This window comes from Cellulomonas hominis, assembly GCF_005239125.1.
In the GTDB taxonomy this organism is placed as follows: domain Bacteria; phylum Actinomycetota; class Actinomycetes; order Actinomycetales; family Cellulomonadaceae; genus Cellulomonas; species Cellulomonas hominis_A.
This window is the reverse complement of the sequence record NZ_SZYE01000061.1, coordinates 1-18,795: the sequence shown is the minus strand read 5'-3', so window position 1 is coordinate 18,795 and position 18,795 is coordinate 1. Positions and strand designations below refer to the sequence as shown.

General features: G+C 74.4%; 20 protein-coding genes and 1 pseudogene. 11 read left to right on the top strand and 10 right to left on the bottom strand.

Annotated features, from left to right (window positions below; genetic code table 11):
• Positions 1-18: 18 nt before the first annotated feature.
• The 4 genes from FA014_RS09520 to FA014_RS09505 form a co-directional block, all read right to left on the bottom strand.
• Complete coding sequence (locus FA014_RS09520; protein ID WP_154729445.1) at positions 19-1,398, bottom strand: arabinan endo-1,5-alpha-L-arabinosidase; 1,380 nt, start codon at positions 1,396-1,398, stop codon at positions 19-21.
• Positions 1,395-2,255 carry a carbohydrate ABC transporter permease gene (locus FA014_RS09515; protein WP_230323009.1) on the bottom strand — a complete coding sequence of 287 codons (861 nt, stop codon included), beginning with the start codon at positions 2,253-2,255 and terminating at the stop codon, positions 1,395-1,397. The genes FA014_RS09520 and FA014_RS09515 overlap by 4 nt, the downstream gene beginning before the upstream one ends.
• A 17-nt stretch (positions 2,256-2,272) precedes the next feature.
• Positions 2,273-3,262, bottom strand: coding sequence for a carbohydrate ABC transporter permease (locus FA014_RS09510; protein WP_230323008.1), 990 nt, complete (start codon positions 3,260-3,262; stop codon positions 2,273-2,275).
• Between the two features lie 92 nt (positions 3,263-3,354).
• Entirely contained in the window at positions 3,355-4,710 is a 1,356-nt protein-coding gene (locus FA014_RS09505; protein ID WP_154729444.1) for an ABC transporter substrate-binding protein, read from the bottom strand.
• 284 nt (positions 4,711-4,994) lie between these two features.
• On the opposite strand from FA014_RS09505, the gene arfA reads away from it, so the two are divergent.
• Both arfA and FA014_RS09495 read left to right on the top strand, forming a co-directional pair.
• On the top strand, positions 4,995-6,503 hold the full coding sequence (gene arfA / locus FA014_RS09500; protein ID WP_154729443.1) for an arabinosylfuranosidase ArfA: 1,509 nt from the start codon (positions 4,995-4,997) through the stop codon (positions 6,501-6,503).
• Positions 6,496-7,569: an arabinan endo-1,5-alpha-L-arabinosidase gene (locus FA014_RS09495; RefSeq protein WP_230323007.1), complete on the top strand. Its 1,074-nt coding sequence runs from the start codon at positions 6,496-6,498 to the stop codon at positions 7,567-7,569. Before arfA ends, FA014_RS09495 begins: the two co-directional genes overlap by 8 nt.
• A gap of 42 nt (positions 7,570-7,611) precedes the next feature.
• Here FA014_RS09495 and FA014_RS09490 read toward each other — a convergent pair whose 3' ends face one another.
• Positions 7,612-8,190: a GNAT family N-acetyltransferase gene (locus FA014_RS09490; RefSeq protein ID WP_230323006.1), complete on the bottom strand. Its 579-nt coding sequence runs from the start codon at positions 8,188-8,190 to the stop codon at positions 7,612-7,614.
• Entirely contained in the window at positions 8,187-9,023 is an 837-nt protein-coding gene (locus FA014_RS09485) for an HAD family hydrolase (protein ID WP_230323005.1), read from the bottom strand. The genes FA014_RS09490 and FA014_RS09485 overlap by 4 nt, the downstream gene beginning before the upstream one ends.
• A 35-nt stretch (positions 9,024-9,058) precedes the next feature.
• Here FA014_RS09485 and FA014_RS09480 point away from each other — a divergent pair, with 35 nt between their 5' ends.
• Positions 9,059-9,349 carry a glutaredoxin family protein gene (locus FA014_RS09480; protein ID WP_154729442.1) on the top strand — a complete coding sequence of 97 codons (291 nt, stop codon included), beginning with the start codon at positions 9,059-9,061 and terminating at the stop codon, positions 9,347-9,349.
• Between the two features lie 9 nt (positions 9,350-9,358).
• Positions 9,359-10,096 (top strand): redox-sensing transcriptional repressor Rex, encoded by a 738-nt coding sequence (locus FA014_RS09475; RefSeq protein WP_154729441.1) that lies wholly within the window; start codon positions 9,359-9,361, stop codon positions 10,094-10,096.
• A gap of 243 nt (positions 10,097-10,339) precedes the next feature.
• Here the strand turns inward: FA014_RS09475 and FA014_RS09470 are convergent, their stop codons facing one another.
• On the bottom strand, positions 10,340-10,897 hold the full coding sequence (locus FA014_RS09470; RefSeq protein ID WP_154729440.1) for a YceI family protein: 558 nt from the start codon (positions 10,895-10,897) through the stop codon (positions 10,340-10,342).
• Between the two features lie 134 nt (positions 10,898-11,031).
• Between FA014_RS09470 and FA014_RS09465 the strand changes: the two genes are divergently transcribed.
• From FA014_RS09465 to ccsB, 6 genes are read left to right on the top strand one after another with little or no spacing between them, the layout of a single operon-like run.
• Entirely contained in the window at positions 11,032-11,580 is a 549-nt protein-coding gene (locus FA014_RS09465; RefSeq protein WP_154729439.1) for a MarR family winged helix-turn-helix transcriptional regulator, read from the top strand.
• Between the two features lie 60 nt (positions 11,581-11,640).
• Complete coding sequence (locus FA014_RS09460) at positions 11,641-12,297, top strand: histidine phosphatase family protein (RefSeq protein WP_154729438.1); 657 nt, start codon at positions 11,641-11,643, stop codon at positions 12,295-12,297.
• Complete coding sequence (locus FA014_RS09455) at positions 12,294-12,929, top strand: TlpA family protein disulfide reductase (RefSeq protein WP_154729437.1); 636 nt, start codon at positions 12,294-12,296, stop codon at positions 12,927-12,929. The genes FA014_RS09460 and FA014_RS09455 overlap by 4 nt, the downstream gene beginning before the upstream one ends.
• Positions 12,926-13,846 carry a cytochrome c biogenesis CcdA family protein gene (locus FA014_RS09450; RefSeq protein ID WP_154729436.1) on the top strand — a complete coding sequence of 307 codons (921 nt, stop codon included), beginning with the start codon at positions 12,926-12,928 and terminating at the stop codon, positions 13,844-13,846. The genes FA014_RS09455 and FA014_RS09450 overlap by 4 nt, the downstream gene beginning before the upstream one ends.
• Before the next feature lie 2 nt (positions 13,847-13,848).
• Positions 13,849-15,561 (top strand): cytochrome c biogenesis protein ResB, encoded by a 1,713-nt coding sequence (gene resB, locus FA014_RS09445; protein WP_154729435.1) that lies wholly within the window; start codon positions 13,849-13,851, stop codon positions 15,559-15,561.
• Positions 15,562-15,566: 5 nt separating this feature from the next.
• Positions 15,567-16,685: a c-type cytochrome biogenesis protein CcsB gene (ccsB, locus tag FA014_RS09440; protein ID WP_154729434.1), complete on the top strand. Its 1,119-nt coding sequence runs from the start codon at positions 15,567-15,569 to the stop codon at positions 16,683-16,685.
• 141 nt (positions 16,686-16,826) lie between these two features.
• Here ccsB and FA014_RS09435 read toward each other — a convergent pair whose 3' ends face one another.
• The gene (locus FA014_RS09435; protein WP_154729433.1) at positions 16,827-17,204 is read right to left on the bottom strand and encodes a PLDc N-terminal domain-containing protein; all 378 of its coding nucleotides are present in this window, start codon (positions 17,202-17,204) and stop codon (positions 16,827-16,829) included.
• A gap of 151 nt (positions 17,205-17,355) precedes the next feature.
• Here FA014_RS09435 and FA014_RS09430 point away from each other — a divergent pair, with 151 nt between their 5' ends.
• Entirely contained in the window at positions 17,356-17,646 is a 291-nt protein-coding gene (locus FA014_RS09430; RefSeq protein WP_154729432.1) for a DUF4229 domain-containing protein, read from the top strand.
• A gap of 21 nt (positions 17,647-17,667) precedes the next feature.
• On the opposite strand, the gene FA014_RS09425 is transcribed toward FA014_RS09430, so the two are convergent.
• Together FA014_RS09425 and FA014_RS09420 are read right to left on the bottom strand one after the other, a co-directional pair.
• Positions 17,668-18,537, bottom strand: a complete 870-nt coding sequence (locus tag FA014_RS09425; protein WP_154729431.1) for a 1,4-dihydroxy-2-naphthoate polyprenyltransferase — start codon at positions 18,535-18,537, stop codon at positions 17,668-17,670.
• Positions 18,538-18,680: 143 nt separating this feature from the next.
• Positions 18,681-18,795 (bottom strand): annotated as a pseudogene (locus tag FA014_RS09420) (hypothetical protein); the annotation flags it as partial.

Genomic DNA, 18,795 nt, shown 5'->3' with positions numbered 1-18,795 from the left:
CGCCCGCCGGACCGGCGCTCACCGCGCCACCCCCACGAGGGTCCCGACCGTGACGACCCCGGTCCCGGTGTCCAGCGCCGCGCCGGCGAGCGTCGCCCGGCCGCGCACCGCGTCCCAGGCGGGGAACACCACGGCCTCGACGGCACCCGCGCGCCCCGACGACCCGGCGGCGTCCCACGCGAACCGGCCCCGCCCCAGCGCCACGGCCCCGGGCGGCCCGTCGGCGCCCACGACCCGCTGCGCCGACGCCGTGAACGCGTCCCCGCGCGCGTACGTCACGACCTCCCAGGTCCCGGCGAGCTCCGCGACCGACGCGGGCCACCCCGCCTCGTCGTCCTGCTCCCGGCCCGGTCCGGCCCACGGCTGCGGGGACACCAGCGGCCAGCCGCCGGCGGTCCAGGCGAGCCGCCGGACCTGCACCTCGTGCCGCGTGGGCTCGTCGGCGTCCCGCACGTGGTGCACGAGCAGCTGCCGCGCGCCGCCGCCGGGCAGCGGCTCGGTCAGCACCGACGCGTGGCCGGGCGCCAGCCAGCCGCGGCCCCCCGCCAGCCGGTGCCCGGCCAGGACGGTGCTGCCCACCGGGTCGGCCGCGAGGTCGGTCGCGGACCGTCCGCGGACGTCGGCGTACGGCCCGGTGACCGACGGCCCCGCGACGACCCGGAGGTGGTAGGTGCCGAACAGCGAGTCGAACGACGTCAGCAGCGCGTACCCGCCGCCGGGCCGGGGGAGCACGAACGCCCCCTCGACCGCCGCCTCGACGGCGTGCGGCCGCCGGGCGAGCAGCAGGCCGGGCCCGGGGCGCGGGCGGCCTCCCGAGCCGAGCACGAAGCCGGTCGCGGGGTCGATCCCGAGGGCGTGGATGCCGCCGAAGAACGACCCGTAGACCAGCCAGTGCCGTCCGTCGGCGTCGACCACGGCGTTCGCGTCGATGGCGTTCGGCCCGTCGACGTCGTGCCGGCTGGTGACGACGAGCCCGCGGTCCGTCCACGGGCCGGCGGGGTGCGGGGCCGTCGCGAGCCCGATCGCCGAGGTGCGGGAGCCGAAGCTCGACGCGGAGTAGTACATCCGCCACCGCTCGGCGTCCGGCACCGCGACGGTGTCCGGCACCCGCACGACGTCGGGCGCCCACAGGCCCTCGGCGCCCGACCAGGCGGCCGCGTCCGCGGGCACGCCGTCCAGCGCCCAGCCCTGGAAGGTCCACGTCACCATGTCCTCGGACCGGCGCACCTGGACCCCGGCACGGGGCAGCGGCCCGTCGCCGGACGCGTCGGTGGAGAACAGCCAGTACGTGCCGTCGTCGTCGCGCACCGCGGTCGGGTCGTGCGCGTGCCGCCCGCCCCACGTCGCGGTCGCGTCGAGCGCGGCGACCGCCGCCGCGTCCGGCTCGGTGAGCGTCATCCCTTCGCCCCCGTCAGCGCGACCGACTCGATGATCTGCCGCTGGAAGATCAGGAACACGACGAGGATCGGCAGCAGCGCCACGAACGACGCGGCCATGATCAGCGGGTAGTCGCGCTGCGTGGCGTACTCGACGTTGAGGTTGGCGATGACCACCTGCAGCGTCTGCTTCGACTCGGTGTTCAGGTACAGGATCGGCGCGAGGTAGTCGTTCCAGATGGTCATGAACCAGAGGATGAACTGCGCCGCGATGGCCGGTCGGATGAGCGGGAAGATCATCTTCCGGAACACCTGCAGGTAGGAGGCGCCGTCGATCTTCGCCGCCTCGACCATCGAGTCGGGCACGCTGGACAGGTACTGCCGCAGGAAGAAGATCATCACGATGTTGCCGAACAGCAGCGGCACGATCAGCGGCAGCAGGGTGTCGACCCAGCCGATCTTCGAGAACATCACGAACTGCGGGATCATCAGGGTCGGGAACGGGATCATCAGCCCGGTCAGCAGGCCGAGGAAGATCGCGTTCTTGAACGGCAGCCGCATCTTCGCCAGCGCGAACGCGGCCAGCGACGAGGTGACGGACCCGACGATCGTGACGGTGCCGGCGACGACGACGCTGTTCTTGAAGCCGGACAGGATCGGCGCCTCGGTCCACATCCGCACGAACGTGTCCCACTGCGGGGACCCCGGGATCCACACCGGTGGCAGCGCGAACACCTCGGCCTTGGTCTTGAGGGCGGTGGTGGCCATCCACAGCAGCGGCGCGATCATCACGACCGCGCCCAGGGCGAGCACGACGAACAGGATCGTGTTGATCACGCGGTTCTGGGCGGTGATGCCCATCGGCGTCTTGCGACTCATGGTTGCTCCTGCCCCCGTCAGTCGATGCTGAACGAGTTGCGCCGGTTCAGGCGGAACTGGATGAGGGTGACGACGAAGACGATCAGCCCGAGCACGACGGCCATCGCCGTGGCGTAGCCCATCTGCTGGTACTTGAACGCCTTGCGCACGATGTAGTAGACGATCGACGCCGAGCTGAACTCGGGTCCGCCGGTCGGCGTCATGATGTTGATCTCGGTGAAGATCTGCGACCCCGCGATGACGTTCGTGACGACCAGGAAGAACGTCACCGGGCGCACCATGGGCAGCGTGATCCACCGGAACCGGTGGTAGCCGTTCGCGCCGTCGAGCGAGGCGGCCTCGTACAGGGACCGCGGCACGGACTGGATGGCCGCCAGGTACAGCAGCATCGAGTACCCGAGGCCCTTCCAGACGGCCATGATGATGATGGCCGGCTTGACCGTGGCGGTGTTCTGCAGCCAGTCGGGGCCGTCGATCCCGAACCAGGACAGCACCTGGTTCACCAGGCCGAAGTCGCCGTTGTAGGCGAACTGCCAGACGATCGCGATGGCGGCCAGCGAGGAGATCACCGGCACGTAGTAGATGGTGCGGAACGCCGTCTGCCCGGGGATCTTCCGGTTGAGGGCGATCGCCAGCAGCAGCGCCAGCACCAGGCCGATCGGGATGCCGATCATGTAGAACGCGGTGTTCCACAGCGTCTTGCGGAAGTACTCGTCGCCGAGCAGGGCCACGTAGTTGTCGAGGCCGATGAACTGCGGTGCCGTCAGGCCGTTCCACCGGGTCAGCGACGCGTAGAGCGCGTAGCCCAGCGGGTACAGCGTGAAGACGAGGAAGCCGACGACCGGGGCGGCGACGAACGCGGCGGCCCAGCGGTGCTCGGTGCGGTGCAGGCGGCGCATCGCCTGCCGGGCGTGCTGCGCCGAGCCGCGGTCGTCGCCGTCGGGCGGGACGATGCCGGCGGCGGGCGCGGTGGGGACGGGGGTGGGTTCAGCGGTGGTCCGTGACATCCCGGTGCTCCTTCACGAGGCGGCCCCGCCGCGCCGGGCCCGCCCGGTCAGGGGCGGCGCGCCGGCGCGGCGGGGGAGCGGGGGTGGGGTGGTCAGGCCCCGCCCGCCATCTCGGCGTTGGCGTTGGACTCGTCGAGCAGCGCCTGCATCTTCGGCTGGACCTCGGCGAGGTAGTCCGCGGCGGTCTGCTTGCCGTCGAGCACGGGCTGGATGTTCACCCAGAGCTCGTCGTACCACTCGGCGCCGTAGGTGAACGAGGCCGGCATGGCGCGGCCGTAGTCCTGCACGATGTCGAGGAACTCCTGGCGGTTGGCGGGCTTCGCGTCAGGAGCGGCGGCCCACTCCTCGGCCACGTCGACCAGGTTCGGGATCTGCACGTTCGCGTCGACCAGCGTCTGCTGGGCGTCGGGGTCGGCGGACAGGTAGGTCGCGAGCTGCACGGCGGCGTCCGGGTTCGACGACGTCGCGGAGACGCCGATGCCGAGCGAGCCGACCCAGGTGGCGGACTCGCCGGTGCTGCCGGCGGGCCAGGGGATCAGGTCGTACTCGAAGTCCAGGTCGTTGTAGACGCTGACGTCCCACGGCCCGACCGGGAAGAAGCCGATCTCGCCGGCCATCCACCGCTGGTAGGTGTCGAGGGTCGCGGCCTCGGACGCGTTCGGGGTGACCCCGTCGACGGTGGTGAGGTCGGCGAAGTACTGGAGCGCCTCGGCGAACTCCGGGGTGTCGACGGTGACCTCGGTGCGGTCCTCGTTGGTCCAGTCGCCGCCGTTGCTCCACACCATCGACTGCAGGTTCCACTGCACGTTGAGGCCGGTGCCCCACTGGTCGACCGCGCCGTCGCCGTCGGTGTCGGTGGTCAGCTGCTTCGCGATGTCGCGGAACTCGTCCAGGCTCAGCGGGACGTCCGGGTCGGGCAGCGGGATCCCCGCGGCCTCGAGCATCGTCTTGTTGTAGCCGAACGCGAACGGGCCGACGTCCTTCGGCAGGCCGTACAGCCGGCCCTCGGGGGTGCCCTGGAGCGTGCCGTCGAACCGGTAGGAGTCGACGCCGTACTCCCAGATGTTGTCGAGGTCGACGCCGGCCTCCTCCACCTGGTCGGTGATGTCCAGCAGCACGCCGGACGCCACGTAGGACTGCAGGTTGGCCTGCTCGATGTAGAACACGTCGGGCACCTTGTTGCCCGAGACCGCCGCCTGGAGCTTGGTGGCGTACTGGTCGGCGTCGGTGACGGTCATCTGGACCTTCACGCCGGTGTCCTCGGTGAACTTGTCGATCGCGGCCTGGTACGCGGCCTTCTCGTCCGCGCCGCCGCGGAACATGAACGTCAGGGTGTCTCCGCCGCCGGAGCCGCCGTCGTCGTCGCTGCCGCCGCCGGAGCCGCACGCCGTCAGGGCGAGCGCCCCGGCCAGGGCCAGGGCTGCCGCCCGCAGGGTCTTCGTGGTCATCGCGCCGTTGCCTCCACTCGTGGACCGGCGAGGCCGAGCGCGCGCCGGTCGGCCGTCGGTGGCGGACCGGGGGACGAGGGCGGCTCTGACCTCGGGTTCTACATCGTTGCACTACAACGTTGGAGAGGGTGGCACGGCTCACGTCGGGCGGTCAAGCAACGGTTTGGTCACGGCCGGGTGCCCGCGCCGTCCGGGTCGCGGTGCCATGGTTGACGGGTCCCGCCGCGGCGGGCACGATCGTCCTACAACGATGTAGACCGGACAGCGAAGGAGCTGCGCCTCACATGACCACCGTCACCCTCACCATCGACCCGGCGTTCCGCGTGGGGCCCGTCCGCCGCCGCACGTTCGGCGCGTTCGTGGAGCACCTCGGGCGGTGCGTCTACACCGGCATCCACGACCCGGAGCACCCCACCGCCGACGCCGACGGGTTCCGCGGCGACGTCATCGACCTCACCCGGGAGCTCGGCGTCTCGACGGTCCGCTACCCGGGCGGCAACTTCGTGTCCGGCTACCGGTGGGAGGACGGCGTCGGCCCGCGCGACCAGCGGCCCCGCCGGCTTGACCTGGCCTGGCACTCCACCGAGCCCAACCTGGTCGGCGTCGACGAGTTCATGCGCTGGACGAAGGCCTCCGGCACCGAGGCGATGATGGCCGTCAACCTCGGCACCCGCGGCGTCCAGGAGGCGCTCGACCTGCTCGAGTACTGCAACGTCAGGGGCGGCACCGCGCTGTCCGACCAGCGCCGGGCCAACGGCGCTGCCGAGCCGTACGACATCAAGCTCTGGTGCCTGGGCAACGAGATGGACGGCCCGTGGCAGATCGGGCACAAGACCGCGCACGAGTACGGCCGGCTGGCCGCCGAGACGGCCCGCGCCATGCGGATGATCCAGCCCGACCTCGAGCTCGTCGCCTGCGGCTCGTCCGGCGTGCCGATCCCGACGTTCGGGCAGTGGGAGCAGACGGTGCTCTCCGAGACCTACGAGTACGTCGACATGATCTCGGCGCACGCGTACTACGCCGAGGAGGACGGCGACCTCGGGTCGTTCCTGGCCTCCGCCGTCGACATGGACCACTTCATCGACTCGGTGACCGCGGTGGCCGACGGCGTGCGGGCGCACAAGAAGCTCGCCAAGCGGATCCACATCTCGTTCGACGAGTGGAACGTCTGGTACCAGAAGCGCGCCGAGTCGGTGCCGCCGTCGGGCGACGACTGGCCCGTCGCGCCGGTCCTGCTCGAGGACAAGTACAACGTCGCCGACGCGGTGGTGGTGGGCAACCTGCTCATCTCGCTGCTCCGGCACACCGACCGGGTGCACTCCGCGTCGCTCGCCCAGCTGGTCAACGTGATCGCCCCGATCATGACCGAGCCCGGCGGCCGGATCTGGCGGCAGACGACGTTCCACCCGTTCGCCCAGGCCTCGCGGTACGCGACCGGCGAGGTGCTGCAGGTCGCGATCGACGCCCCGACGTACGAGACGGCGAAGTTCGGCGACGCCCCGCTCGTCGACGCGGTGGCCACCCGGGACCCGGAGACCGGCGCGGTCGCGCTCTTCGCGGTCAACCGCTCGACCACGGAGACGGTCACCCTCGAGGTCGACACGCGGTCGATCCCGGGGCTGCGGGTGCTCGGCGCCACCACCCTGTCGAACCCGGACCACACCTGGGTCGCCACCGCCGACGACGACACCGCGGTGCTGCCGCGGGACAACGACTCCGCGGCCGTCGACGGCGGGCGGCTCACCGTCCAGGTGCCGCCGGTGTCGTGGAACGTCGTCCGGCTCGGTGCCTGAGGGCGACGCCCGGGCGCCCCGTCCCCGCCGCCGCGGCCTCCTGGTCGCGGCGGCGGTGGCCGCCGTCGCGCTCGTGGCGGCCGGGGGCGTGGCGCTCGCGGCGCGCGCCGGCGCCGACCCCGCGGCGACCGACCTCCCGGTGGCGGGCGACGTCGGCGTGCACGACCCGGCGCTGGTCGTCGGCGAGGGCGACGACCCCTGGTACGTGTACTCGACCGGCGACGGGCGGGAGAACGCCGGGGCCGTCCAGGTCCGCCGGTCGACCGACCGCGGCGCGACCTGGGAGTACCTCGGCACCGCGTGGGGCCCGTCCGACTCCCCGCGGTGGGCGCAGGAGGCCGTCCCCGGCGTCGTGAACTACTGGGCGCCCGAGCTCTACGAGCACGACGGCACCTGGTACCTGTACTACGCCGCGTCGACGTTCGGGTCGAACCGCTCCGTCATCGGCCTGCGCACCAGCCCGACGCTCGACCCCGACGACCCGGACTACGGCTGGGTCGACCGCGGCGAGGTCTGGCGGTCGGAGCCGACCGACGACTACAACGCGATCGACCCCGGCATCGTCGAGGACGCCGACGGCACGCCCTGGATGCTGTTCGGGTCGTACTGGTCGGGCATCCAGGTCGTCGAGCTGGCGTGGCCGGACGGACTGCCGGCGGCGGGGGCGTCGCCCGTGGGGCTCGCGAGCCGGTTGTCCGCGCCGCACGCGATCGAGGCCCCGTACGTCGTGCCGCACGACGGCTGGTACTACCTGCTGGTGTCCCAGGACGCGTGCTGCCAGGGCACCGACTCGACGTACAAGGTCGCCGTCGGGCGGTCGCGGGACGTCACCGGGCCGTACCTGACCCGGGACGGCACGGACCTGCTCCTGGACGGCGGGGACGTGCTGCTGGAGTCGGCCGGCGACCGGGTCGGCCCCGGCGGCCAGTCGGCGTCGCGCGGCGTCCTGGCGTACCACTACTACGACGCGGCCACGGGCGGTACCCCGACCCTGGGCCTCCGCGAGATCGCCTGGGACGCCGACGGCTGGCCGGTGCTGTCGACCGCGGAGGAGCAGGCGGGCTGACCCCGCCGACCGGGGCCGCTCCGCTCCAGGAGCCCGGGGGGGTCAGAGGGGCTGGTGCAGGACCAGGTCGTGGTGCCGCTGGTCGCCGACCTGGAACGTGCGCTCGCCGACGACCTCGAAGCCGGAGCGCCGGTAGAACGCCTGCGCGCGCAGGTTCTCGCCGTTGACGCCCAGCCACACCCCGGCTGCCCCCCGCGCGCGGGCGGCGTCGAGGCTCGCAGCCATCAGCGCACCCGCCACGCCGCCGCCGTGCCGGCCGGGCAGCACGTAGCACTTGCTGAGCTCCACGGTCGGGCGCAGCGGGACGACGGCGGCGACCTCGGCGGTGTACGGCTCGCCCGCGACGAGCATCGTGTAGCCGACCAGCTCGCCGTCGGCGTCGGCGACCAGCAGGTCGCGCGTCGGGTCCGCGAGGTAGGAGGCGACGTGCTCCGGGGTGAGGTGCGCGGCGATGAACGCGGCGTGGTCCTCGGGCGTCGAGGACGGCGGGCAGGCCAGCGGGAACGTCGCGGCGGCCAGGTCGGCGAGCGGGGTCGCCTCGTCGGCGCGCGCCCGGCGGACCACCGGCGCGTCGGTGGACCCGGCGGCCCGCGGGACGGCCCCGGACCCCGCCGCGGTCACCGCGCGCCCCAGCGGGCCCGGATCGCCCGGCGCGCCGTCCGCACCACGAGGCCCAGCACCCACACCGAGCCCGCGACCGTGGCCGCGTCGACCCCGCGCCGGGTGGCGTTCCGGCGGCCGCGGAACTCGCGCATCGGCCAGCCGACCTCGGCCGCGTGCTTGCGCAGCCGGCCGTCCGGGTTGATCGCGCACGGGAAGCCGACCTCGGACAGGATCGGCACGTCGTTGGTCGAGTCGCCGTACGCGAACGACCGCTCCAGGTCCAGGCCCTCCCGCTCGGCCAGCGCCCGGACCGCCTCCGCCTTCGCGCGGCCGTGCAGCAGGTCCCCGACCAGGCGGCCCGTGTAGAAGCCGTCCTTGTGCTCCGCGATCGTGCCGAGCGCACCGGTGGCGCCCAGGCGGCGCGCGATGATGTCGGCGATCTCGACCGGTGTGGCCGTGACCAGCCAGACCTCGTGCCCGGCGCGCAGGTGCTGGTCCAGCAGGCGCTGCGTGCCCGGGAAGATCCGCAGCGAGAGCACCTCGTCGTAGATGTCCTCCGCGATCGCGACCACCTCGGCCACCGAGCGCCCGTGCATGATCTCGAGCGCCCGCTGGCGGACCTCGTCGATCTGCTGCCGGTTCTCGCCGAAGGTCAGGTAGCGGAACTGGTGCACCGCGAACCGGACGATGTCGGAGCGCCGGAAGAAGGCGCGCCGGTACAGGCCGACGGCCAGGTGGAACGAGCTGGCACCGCGGATGATCGTGTTGTCCACGTCGAAGAACGCGGCCACGCGTCCCGTCGGCGCCGTCGGCACGGGCGCGCCGGTCGGGGGCTCGGTGGGCTCGGGCACGCCCGCCACTGTAGCCACCGACCTAGGCTCGTGCCGTGCCGACCACCGCCGAGGGCCCCGGGCCCCGCCTCGTCCTGTACTCCCGCCCGGGCTGTCACCTGTGCGACGCGGCGCGCGACCTGGTCGCGTCCGTCGCCGCCGAGCGCGGTGAGCCGTGGGTCGAGGTGGACGTCGACGCGGGCGGTACCGCGCGCGACGGGCGCACGCTCGCGGCGGCCTACGGCGAGCTGCTGCCGGTCGTCGAGGTCGACGGCGCCCGGGTCGGCTACTGGCAGATCGACCGCGACCGGCTCGTCGACGCCCTCGCGGCGTCCTCGCAGGCCTAGGCTGTCGTCGTGCGAGCCCTGCCGCCGACCACCGTCGCCCGACTGCCGGGATACCTGCGCTCCCTCGGCGGCCTCGCGTCGGAGGGCGTGACCACCACGTCGTCCGACCAGCTCGCCGAGCTCGTCGGCGCCTCGCCCGCGCAGCTCCGCAAGGACCTGTCCTACCTGGGCGCGGGCGGCCGGCGCGGCGTCGGGTACGAGGTCGACCACCTGCGGCGGCAGATCGCCCAGGCCCTCGGCATGACCGAGGAGCGCCGTCTGGTCATCGTCGGGATCGGCAACCTGGGGCACGCCCTCGCCACCTACTCCGGCTTCGCCGACCGCGGCTTCGTGCTGGTCGGCCTGTTCGACACCGACCCCGAGCTGGTCGGCACCGAGGTGGGCGGCCACGTCGTCCAGCACGTCGACGGCCTGGAGAGGGCGGTCGTCGACCGGGAGGCGAGCATCGCCATCGTCGCGACGCCGGCCTCCGCCGCGCAGCCGACCACCGACCGCCTGGTCGCGGCCGGCATCACCGGGGTGCTGAACTTCGCGCCGCGCACGGTGCGGGTGCCCGACGGGGTGGACGTCCGCGAGGTCGACCTCGGGTCGGAGCTGCAGATCCTCGGGTTCCACGCGCGCCAGCGCTCGGGCGCGGCGGCGTCGCCGGGTGCGGCGCCGGCGGCCGTCGTGGACCCGGTCACCGGGCCGGTGGCCGGGGTGCCCGAGCATGCCGCGGCGCCCGAGCCGGTCCCCGCCGCCGACTGACCCCGGCGGGGCGCCGGCTGGCGCCGCGCGCCCGCGCCCTCGCGCGCGCCCACCTGCCGCGCCGACCGTGCAACCGACACGTCGAGCGAGTAGTCGGCAGCTGCTCGCTCGACGTGTCGGTTGCTCTCTCGGCGGCCGGGGCTCCGACCGGGCAGCCCGCCGGCCCGGACGCCGCGAGGGCCCGGTCGGCCGCGGCAGGGGTGCGCGGTCGACCGGGCCCTCGCGGGGGTCGTGCGGGGAGGCTCAGGCCTGCTTGATGGCCGAGACCTCGAGGTTGATGACGACCTTGTCCGACACCAGGACGCCGCCGGCCTCGAGGGCCGCGTTCCAGGTGATGCCGAACTCCTTGCGGGACACGGTCACCGAGGCGGAGAAGCCGGCGCGCTGGTTGCCGAACGGGTCGGTGGCCGCGCCGCCGAACTCGGTGGCCAGCTCGACCGTCTTGGTCACGCCGTTGATGGTGAGCTCGCCGGTCACGACGTAGTCGTCGCCGTCCGCGCGGACCGAGGTCGACGCGAAGGTCCACTCGCCGAACTTCTCCAGGTCGAAGAAGTCGGTGGAGCCCTTGAGGTGGCCGTCGCGGTTGGCGTCGCCGGTCGCGATGGTCGACGGGTCGAGCGAGGCGGTCACGCCGGAGAGGGTGAGGTCCTCGGCGACGGTGATGGTCCCGGAGGTCACCGCGACGGTGCCGCGGACCTTGGAGATGCCCGCGTGGCGGACGGTGAAGGACGCCTCGGTGTGCGAGGGGTCGATCGTCCAGGTGCCGGCGGTGAGGGCGGTGGGGAGCGTCGTGGTCGACATGGTGCCTCCTGCGAAGTATTGGTTGAAGCATCAACTGCGGTTAGTTGAGATTTCTACTACAGTGGGGCCCGCTGCGCAAGGCCTGTGGGACGATCAGCCACCGACGTCACAGGGGGCGCGGGAGGAGGACGGCGATGAGCACCACGACCACCGGCGGGACCAGGGCGGACGCCCCGCGGTCCCAGGACGGGGTCCGCTGGCTGACGGCGGACGAGCAGCGCGCCTGGCGCGCGTACCGCGACGGGACCGCCCGGCTGCTCGACGTCCTCGCGCACGAGCTGGAGGAGGACTCCGGGCTGTCGCTCGGGGAGTACGAGGTGCTGGTCCGGCTGTCCGAGGCGCCGCAGCGCACGCTGCGCATGTCGGAGCTGGCCGGTGAGCTGGCGCACTCCCGGAGCCGCCTCACGCACACCGTCCGCCGGATGGAGTCCGCCGGGCTGGTCGAGCGCGCCCCCTGCCTCGAGGACGCCCGCGGTGTGAACTGCACCATGACCGAGGCGGGGTGGCGCCGGCTGGTCGACGCCGCGCCGTCGCACGTCGAGTCGGTCCGCCGGCACCTGGTCGACGTGCTCACGCCGGTCCAGATGCAGGCCCTGGGCGAGGCGATGGCCGCCGTCGGCGCCGCGTTCCAGGCCGACTGCGCGCAGGCCGTCGCCGCCGCGGAGGACGCCGAGGGGCGCTGATCGTCCCCAGGGCGGGCCCCGGCGGCACGATCACCCAGCCGGGTTTGCGAGACTGGCCCCATGGTCGCCACCACCATCCACCTCATGCGGCACGGCGAGGTGCACAACCCCGAGGGCGTGCTCTACGGACGGCTCGACGGGTACCACCTGTCCGAGCGGGGCCGGCAGATGGCCGAGCGCGTCGCCGCGCACCTCTCCGGACGCCTCGACGGGCCGCGCCGCGACGTCACCGCGCTGTTCGCGTCGCCGCTGACCCGCGCGCAGGAGACGGTCGCCCCGATCGCCGAGGCCGTCGGCCTGCCGGTCACCACCGACGAGCGGCTGCTGGAGGCGGAGAACCGGTTCCAGGGCCTGACGTTCGGCGTCGGCGACGGCTCGCTGCGGCACCCGCGGCACTGGCCGCTGCTGGTGAACCCGTTCCGCCCGTCCTGGGGCGAGCCGTACCGGCAGCAGGTCGGGCGGATGCTCGCGGTCGTCGACGTCGCGCGGGAGGCGGCCCGCGGCCACGAGGCCGTGCTGGTCAGCCACCAGCTGCCGATCTGGGTCACCCGGCTCGCGCTGGAGGACCGCCGGCTGTGGCACGACCCGCGCCGCCGGCAGTGCTCGCTCGCGTCGCTCACCTCCCTCACCTACGAGGACGACCGCCTGGTCCGCATCGGCTACACCGAGCCCGCGGCCGACCTGCTCCCCGGCGCCTCGGCGGTGGCGGGCGCATGACCCCCCGCAGCACCGCCCGCCGCACCCCGGCCCGCCTCCGCCGCGCCGGCGTCGCCGCCGTCGCCGTCGGCGCCGCCCTGGCGCTCGCGGCGTGCTCGTCCGGCGGCGGGTCCGGGTCGGAGGAGGACGTCGCCGACCAGGGCTACGTCTCGGGCGACGGCTCGTTCACGCAGTGGGCGGTCGCCGACCGGCAGGGCCCCGTCGAGGTCGCCGGCACCGACTACGCCGGGGACGCCGTGGACATCGCCGACTGGCGGGGCGACGTCGTCGTGCTCAACACCTGGTACGCGGCGTGCCCGCCGTGCCGGGAGGAGGCGCCCGACCTGGTGGACATCGCGAACGAGTACGCCGACGCCGGCGTGCACCTGCTCGGCATCAACGGGGTCGACGACGCCGGGGCGGCCGAGCCGTTCCAGCAGACCTTCGACGTGCCGTACCCGAGCATCGACGACCGCGACAAGCAGGCGGTCGCCGCGCTGCAGGGCATCGTGCCGATCCAGGCCACCCCGACGACGGTCGTGCTCGACCGCGACGGCAAGGTGGCGGCCCGCATCGTCGGCCTGGCCGAGGGCTCCACGCTGCGCGCGCTGATCGACGAGGTGCTCGCGGAGGACGGCGGGGACCCCGCGTGATCCTCGCCGACGTCGGGGACTCCTTCGCGCACGCGGCCACGTCCGGGTCGCTGCTCGCGGCGGTGCCGGTGGCGCTGCTCGCCGGGCTGGTGTCGTTCGCGTCGCCGTGCGTGCTGCCGCTGGTCCCCGCCTACGTCGGCTACCTCGGCGGGATGTCCGCCGCGTCCGCCCCGGGCTCCCGGCGGTCCGCGCGGGTGCGCGCCGCCGCCCCGGCCGCCGGCGGCGGGGCGGTGCTCGACCTCGCCGGGGCGCTCCCGGCGCAGCCCGCGCTGACCCGGCCGGCCACCGACGAGGGCGCCGGCGCCGGGGTCGTCCCCGGTGCCGCTCCGTCCCGCGGGCGGCTCGTGCTCGGCGTCCTGCTGTTCGTCGCCGGGTTCACCGCGGTGTTCCTCGCCTACGGCTCGCTCGCCGGCTCGCTCGGCTCGTTCCTGCTGCGCTGGCAGGACCCGGTGTCCCGGGTGCTGGGCGTCGGCGTGATCGTCATGGGCCTGGCGTTCCTCGGCCTGGTCCCGTTCCTGGAGCGGGACAGCCGCCGGGTGCTCGCCCCGCGCGCGGGACTGTGGGGCGCGCCCGTCCTGGGCGTGACCTTCGGCGTCGGCTGGACGCCGTGCATCGGACCGACCCTCGCGGCGATCCTCCTGCTCTCCCTCGACGGCGGCTCGGCCGGCCGCGGCGCGGTGCTCGCGCTCGCGTTCTGCGCCGGTCTGGGCCTGCCGTTCGTGCTCGTCGCGCTCGGCCTCCAGCGCAGCCGCCGCGCCCTCGACTGGCTCGCCCGGCACCGGCTCGCGGTGATGCGGGTCGGCGGCGGCCTCCTGCTCCTGCTCGGTGTCGCGCTGGTCACCGGGCTCTGGTCCGCGTGGGCGGGCTGGCTCCAGGGCCTGCTCACCGGCGCCGAGCCCTTCGTCCCGGCGGTGTGAGAATGACGCGCGACCGACAGACCACCGAGCCCTCGCCCCGCGGGTACACCCCGGAGGGGCTCGAGGACGCGTTCAGCGCCGGGCAGCCCCCGGCCGACGGCTCGGGTCCCCGCGGCGCCGGGGCGGCTCCCCAGCTGCCCTCGCTCGGCGTCGTGGGCTGGCTGCGCTGGGCGTGGCGGCAGCTCACCTCGATGCGCGTCGCCCTGCTGCTGCTCATGCTGCTCGCCGTGGCCGCCGTGCCGGGCACGGTGTTCCCGCAGCGCGCCCAGGACCCGGACAAGGTCGCGACCTACCTGTCCGACCACCCGGACCTCGGCCCGCTGCTCGACCGGCTCGGGTTCTTCGGCGTGTACTCGTCCGTCTGGTTCTCGGCGATCTACCTGCTGCTGTTCGTCTCGCTGGTCGGCTGCATCCTGCCGCGCAGCCGCACCCACCTGCGGGCGATGCGCGGCCGGCCGCCGCGGGCGCCGCGCCGGTTCGACCGGTTCCCGGCCCAGGCGTCCGCCGAGCTCGACGGCACGCCCGAGGAGGTCGCCGGGCGGGCCGCCGCCGCGCTGGGGGGCCCGCGCTGGTGGCGCCGGTTCCGGGTCGACGTCCGCGACGAGGGCCGCGGGGTGTGGAGCGTCGCCGCGGAGCGCGGCTACCTGCGCGAGACCGGCAACCTCGTGTTCCACCTGGCGCTCGTCGGCCTGCTGGTCTCGGTCGCGACCGGCCAGCTGCTGCACTACCGCGGCCAGGCGATCATCGTGGAGGGCCGGGCGTTCGCGAACACCCAGAGCGACTACGACAGCTTCGAGTCCGGCTCCGGGTTCAGCGCCTCGTCGCTCGAGCCGTTCGCGATGCGGCTCGACTCCTTCGAGTCGTCGTTCGACCCCGACACGCTGCAGTCCCGCGACTTCACCGCCCACGTCACGATCACCGAGCCCGGCTCCGCGAGCGTCCAGGAGCGGATCAAGGTCAACCACCCGCTCGACGTCGCCGGCGCCAAGGTCTACCTCCAGGGCAACGGGTACGCGCCCCAGGTGACCGTGCGGGACCCGGACGGGGCCGTGACGTTCTCCGGCGCGGTGCCGTTCCTGCCGCAGGACACCGTGTACACGTCCCAGGGCGTCATCAAGGTGCCGGACGTCACCTCCGGGCCGCAGATCGGCCTGCAGGGCGTGCTGCTGCCCACCGCCCAGCAGGTCGCGGACGGGATCTACCGGTCCGTCGACCCGCAGCCGACCGACCCGCTGCTCGCGCTGGCGGTGTGGACCGGCGACCTCGGCCTCGACGACGGCGTCCCGCAGAACGTGTACCAGCTCGACGAGACCGGGCTCACGCAGTCGCTCGACGACGAGGGGCTGCCCGTGACGCTGTACCTCCGGCCGGGCGACACCGTCGACCTGCCGGACGGGCTCGGCACGCTGACCTTCGACGCGCTGCCGCGGTTCGTCGCCCTGGACCTGCGGCACGACCCCTCGCTCGCCTGGGTGCTGACGTTCGCTCTGCTGGCCTTCGCGGGCCTCGCGACGTCGCTGTTCGTACCGCGTCGCCGGGTGTGGCTGCGGCTGCGTCCGGCGGGGGACGAAGGTCCCGGGTCAGGCCGTACAGTGGTCACCGCCGCCGCGCTGGCGCGCGGTGACGACGTGGGCCTGCAGGCGGAGCTCGACCGGGCGATGGACCGGCTCCGCGGAGCGGACGTCGACGGGCCCACCGGCCGGACCGGAAGGTGAACGACATGGCAATCGGCGACATCAGCACCCTGCTCGTGTGGGGGGCGGCGACCGCGTTCACGATCGCCCTGATCGCCTACACCTCCGCGCTGGCCCGGCTCGCCGAGGCCACGTCCACGGAGCACCGTGCCGAGCGGGCGGCCCGGGTCGCCGCCGCGAAGCAGGCCCGTGCCGCCGCGCGCGAGACCGTCGGGGCGGGCGGCCCGTCCGGCCTGGTGGTGCCGGCCGACGTGGACGCCGAGGACGCGGACGTCGCGCCGCGGTCCGGCAGGATCGACGACGCCGAGCCCGAGCGCCCCATGACGGCGCCGTCGGCCACCACCGGCATCGCCCGGACCACCACCTACCTCGGCATCGTGCTGCTGGGCGCCGGCATCGTGCTGCGCGGCGTCGCCGCCGGTCGCTGGCCCACCGCGAACATGTACGAGTTCACCCTGGTCGGCACCTTCGTCGCCGCCGTGGTGCTCGCCGTCGTGCAGCGCAAGCGGGTCATCCCGTTCCTCGGCGTGATCGTCATGGGCATCGGCGTGCTGGCCCTGGCGCTCGGGCTGCTCGTGTTCTACGTGCAGGCCGACGCCGTGCAGCCCGCCCTGCAGAGCTACTGGCTGATCATCCACGTCGGCGTGGCCATCACCGCGACCGGCATCTTCACCGTCGCGTTCGCCACCGCGGTGCTCCAGGTCCTCCAGGACGGCCGCGAGACCGGCCGCTCGCACCTGGACCACCCCTGGCGGTCCGCCGACGGCCTGCGCCGCTCGCTCGCCCGCTGGCGGGTCACCGGTCCGGCCTGGTCCTGGCTGCGCACCGTCCCGTCCGCCCGCCGGCTCGAGGCGCTGTCCTTCCGGCTGAACGCGATCGGCTTCGTGCTGTGGACGTTCACGCTCATCGGCGGCGCGATCTGGGCCGAGCACGCCTGGGGCCGGTACTGGGGCTGGGACCCCAAGGAGGTCGGCACCTTCGTCGCCTGGGTCGTGTACGCGGCGTACCTGCACGCCCGCACCACCCGCGGCTGGGCCGGCCGCAAGGCGGCGTACTTCGTCTACGTCGGCTACGCCGTCGTGCTGGCGAACTTCACCGTGGTGAACCTGTTCGTCACCGGCAAGCACTCCTACTCCGGCCTCTGATCCCGGGGGCGCGCGGCGCCCGCCCGGTTCCCACCCGATCGTCGCGGGACCACCCGATCGATCGGCGTGCGGTGCGCCGATCCGGTGGGGACCAGGGGGCTCGCAGCACCACGGTGCGGCTGCCTCGCGGTGCGGCGGAGGTCAGCCGCGCGCGCCCTCGTCCGGGACGTCGCCGCTGCTGCCGTCACCGGTGCCGTTCTCCCGCTGCTGGCGCCGCCGCTCCTGGTCGAGGCGCCACAGGAAGTCCGGGTCGTCGTCCGGCGCGACCGGTCCCGGCCGGCGCGGACCGGATCCGCCCGGCCCGGGGCGGTGCCCCTGCGCCGGGCCGCCGGGCCCGGCCGCGGGCTGGGCGCGGCTGGTGAGGATCCAGACCACCGGCCCCGCGATCGGCACGAGCGCGATGAGGAACCACGCGCCCCTCGGCAGGCCGCGACGCGCGCGGTCGTCGCTCGTGGCGATGTCGGCGAGGGCGTAGACCGCCAGGCCGATGATCACGAGGAAGAAGAGCGCGCGAGCCATGCTCCACCCTAACCAGGGCGCGCACACGCACCCGGCCCCGGGCCGGGTGATCGCCGGAACCGGCACGAGGTCGTCACATCCGGCGGTCCCGGGCCCCGGTACCGCGGTCCGCACGGCACGGGCAGCCGCGCGGTCGGCCTACCCTGGGGGCGTGCCCGTCGTGACCTACTCGCTGCTCCGCCTCGCCCTGTTCGTCGTCTGCCTGGTCGGCCTGGTGCTGGCCGGCACCGGCTGGCTGCTGGGCGTCGTGGGGGCCGCGCTGCTCGCGGCGCTGCTGTCCTACGTGCTGCTCCGGGGCCCGCGCGACCGGGCGGCGCTCTGGCTGCAGGCGCGCTCCGAGGCGCGCGGCGACCGCCCCCGTCTGTCCCGCTCCGCCAGCGCGGACGCCGCGGAGGAGGACGCCGCGGTCGAGGCCGCCGAGCGCGAGGCGAACGGCGGCTGACGCCGCGGCTCAGCGGTCCCGCTAGAGCGCCAGGCCGAGCCCCAGCAGGACCCCGAACGCCAGCTCGTACATCCCCGTCCCCGCGAGGACCGGCACGAGCGCGATGCCGCGGGCGCCGACCAGCACGGTGAACGCCAGCACCCCCGCGGGCAGCGCCAGCAGCATGACGATCAGCGCCCACGGGTTCGCCAGCGCGCACAGGACGCCGAGCAGCACGGGGAGCACGACCATCACGGCGTACGCGCGGCGGGCGCGGTGCTCGCCGAGCCGGACGGCGAGCGTGCGCTTGCCGACGAGGGCGTCGGTGGGGATGTCGCGGAGGTTGTTGACCATGAGCAGCGCGCACGCGATGAGGCCGACCGCGACCGCGCCGACCCAGGCGGGCCAGGTCAGCGTGCCGGACTGGGTGTAGGTGGTGCCGAGGACGGCGACGAGGCCGAAGAACACGAAGACGCCGACCTCGCCGAGGCCCAGGTAGCCGTAGGGGCGCCGGCCGCCGGTGTAGAACCAGGCCGCGGCCACGCACAGGGCGCCGATCGCCAGCAGCCACCACTGGCCGCTCAGGGCCACGAGCGCGAGGCCGAGCAGGCCCGCGACGCCGAACGCGGCGAACGCCCCGGCCTTCACCTGGCCGGGCCGGGCCGCGCCGCTGGCGGTGAGCCGCATCGGGCCGACCCGGTCGGCGTCCGTGCCGCGGATGCCGTCGGAGTAGTCGTTCGCGAAGTTGACGCCGACCTGGAGCGCCAGGGCCACGCCGAGGGCGAGCAGCGCCCGGCCCAGGTGCGCCGACTCGATCTGCGCGGCGGCGCCGGTGCCGACCAGGACGGGGGCGGCGGCGGCGGGCAGGGTGCGCGGGCGCGCTCCGGCGACCCACTCGGCGGCGGTGGCCATGGTGCTCCTGTTCTGGGACCGCGGCTCGGGGCCGCGGCGCGTGGTTCGGCGTGCAGCGACGGTAACCCGGAACGCCGGGCGGGCACGTACGGCGCGGGTCAGGTCCCGGCTGCGGCGTCCGGCGCGGTGACCGGCAGGCCGAGCTCGCGCGCGGCCTGCGCGACGGCGAGCGAGACGCCGAGGATCGCGTTGGCGCCGAGCTTGCCCTTGTTCGGGGTGCCGTCGAGCTCGATGAGGGCCTGGTCGACCAGGCGCTGC

Bases quoted from the DNA above. Each gene is read 5' to 3' on its own strand.
- FA014_RS09520 (WP_154729445.1), bottom strand. From the start codon at position 1,398: ATGACGCTCACCGAGCCGGACGCGGCGGCGGTCGCCGCGCTCGACGCG.
- resB (WP_154729435.1), top strand. From the start codon at position 13,849: ATGACGCGCGACCGACAGACCACCGAGCCCTCGCCCCGCGGGTACACC.
- ccsB (WP_154729434.1), top strand. From the start codon at position 15,567: ATGGCAATCGGCGACATCAGCACCCTGCTCGTGTGGGGGGCGGCGACC.
- FA014_RS09510 (WP_230323008.1), bottom strand. From the start codon at position 3,262: ATGTCACGGACCACCGCTGAACCCACCCCCGTCCCCACCGCGCCCGCC.
- FA014_RS09470 (WP_154729440.1), bottom strand. From the start codon at position 10,897: ATGTCGACCACGACGCTCCCCACCGCCCTCACCGCCGGCACCTGGACG.
- FA014_RS09460 (WP_154729438.1), top strand. From the start codon at position 11,641: ATGGTCGCCACCACCATCCACCTCATGCGGCACGGCGAGGTGCACAAC.
- FA014_RS09455 (WP_154729437.1), top strand. From the start codon at position 12,294: ATGACCCCCCGCAGCACCGCCCGCCGCACCCCGGCCCGCCTCCGCCGC.
- FA014_RS09425 (WP_154729431.1), bottom strand. From the start codon at position 18,537: ATGGCCACCGCCGCCGAGTGGGTCGCCGGAGCGCGCCCGCGCACCCTG.
- FA014_RS09505 (WP_154729444.1), bottom strand. From the start codon at position 4,710: ATGACCACGAAGACCCTGCGGGCGGCAGCCCTGGCCCTGGCCGGGGCG.
- FA014_RS09465 (WP_154729439.1), top strand. From the start codon at position 11,032: ATGAGCACCACGACCACCGGCGGGACCAGGGCGGACGCCCCGCGGTCC.
- FA014_RS09515 (WP_230323009.1), bottom strand. From the start codon at position 2,255: ATGAGTCGCAAGACGCCGATGGGCATCACCGCCCAGAACCGCGTGATC.
- arfA (WP_154729443.1), top strand. From the start codon at position 4,995: ATGACCACCGTCACCCTCACCATCGACCCGGCGTTCCGCGTGGGGCCC.
- FA014_RS09435 (WP_154729433.1), bottom strand. From the start codon at position 17,204: ATGGCTCGCGCGCTCTTCTTCCTCGTGATCATCGGCCTGGCGGTCTAC.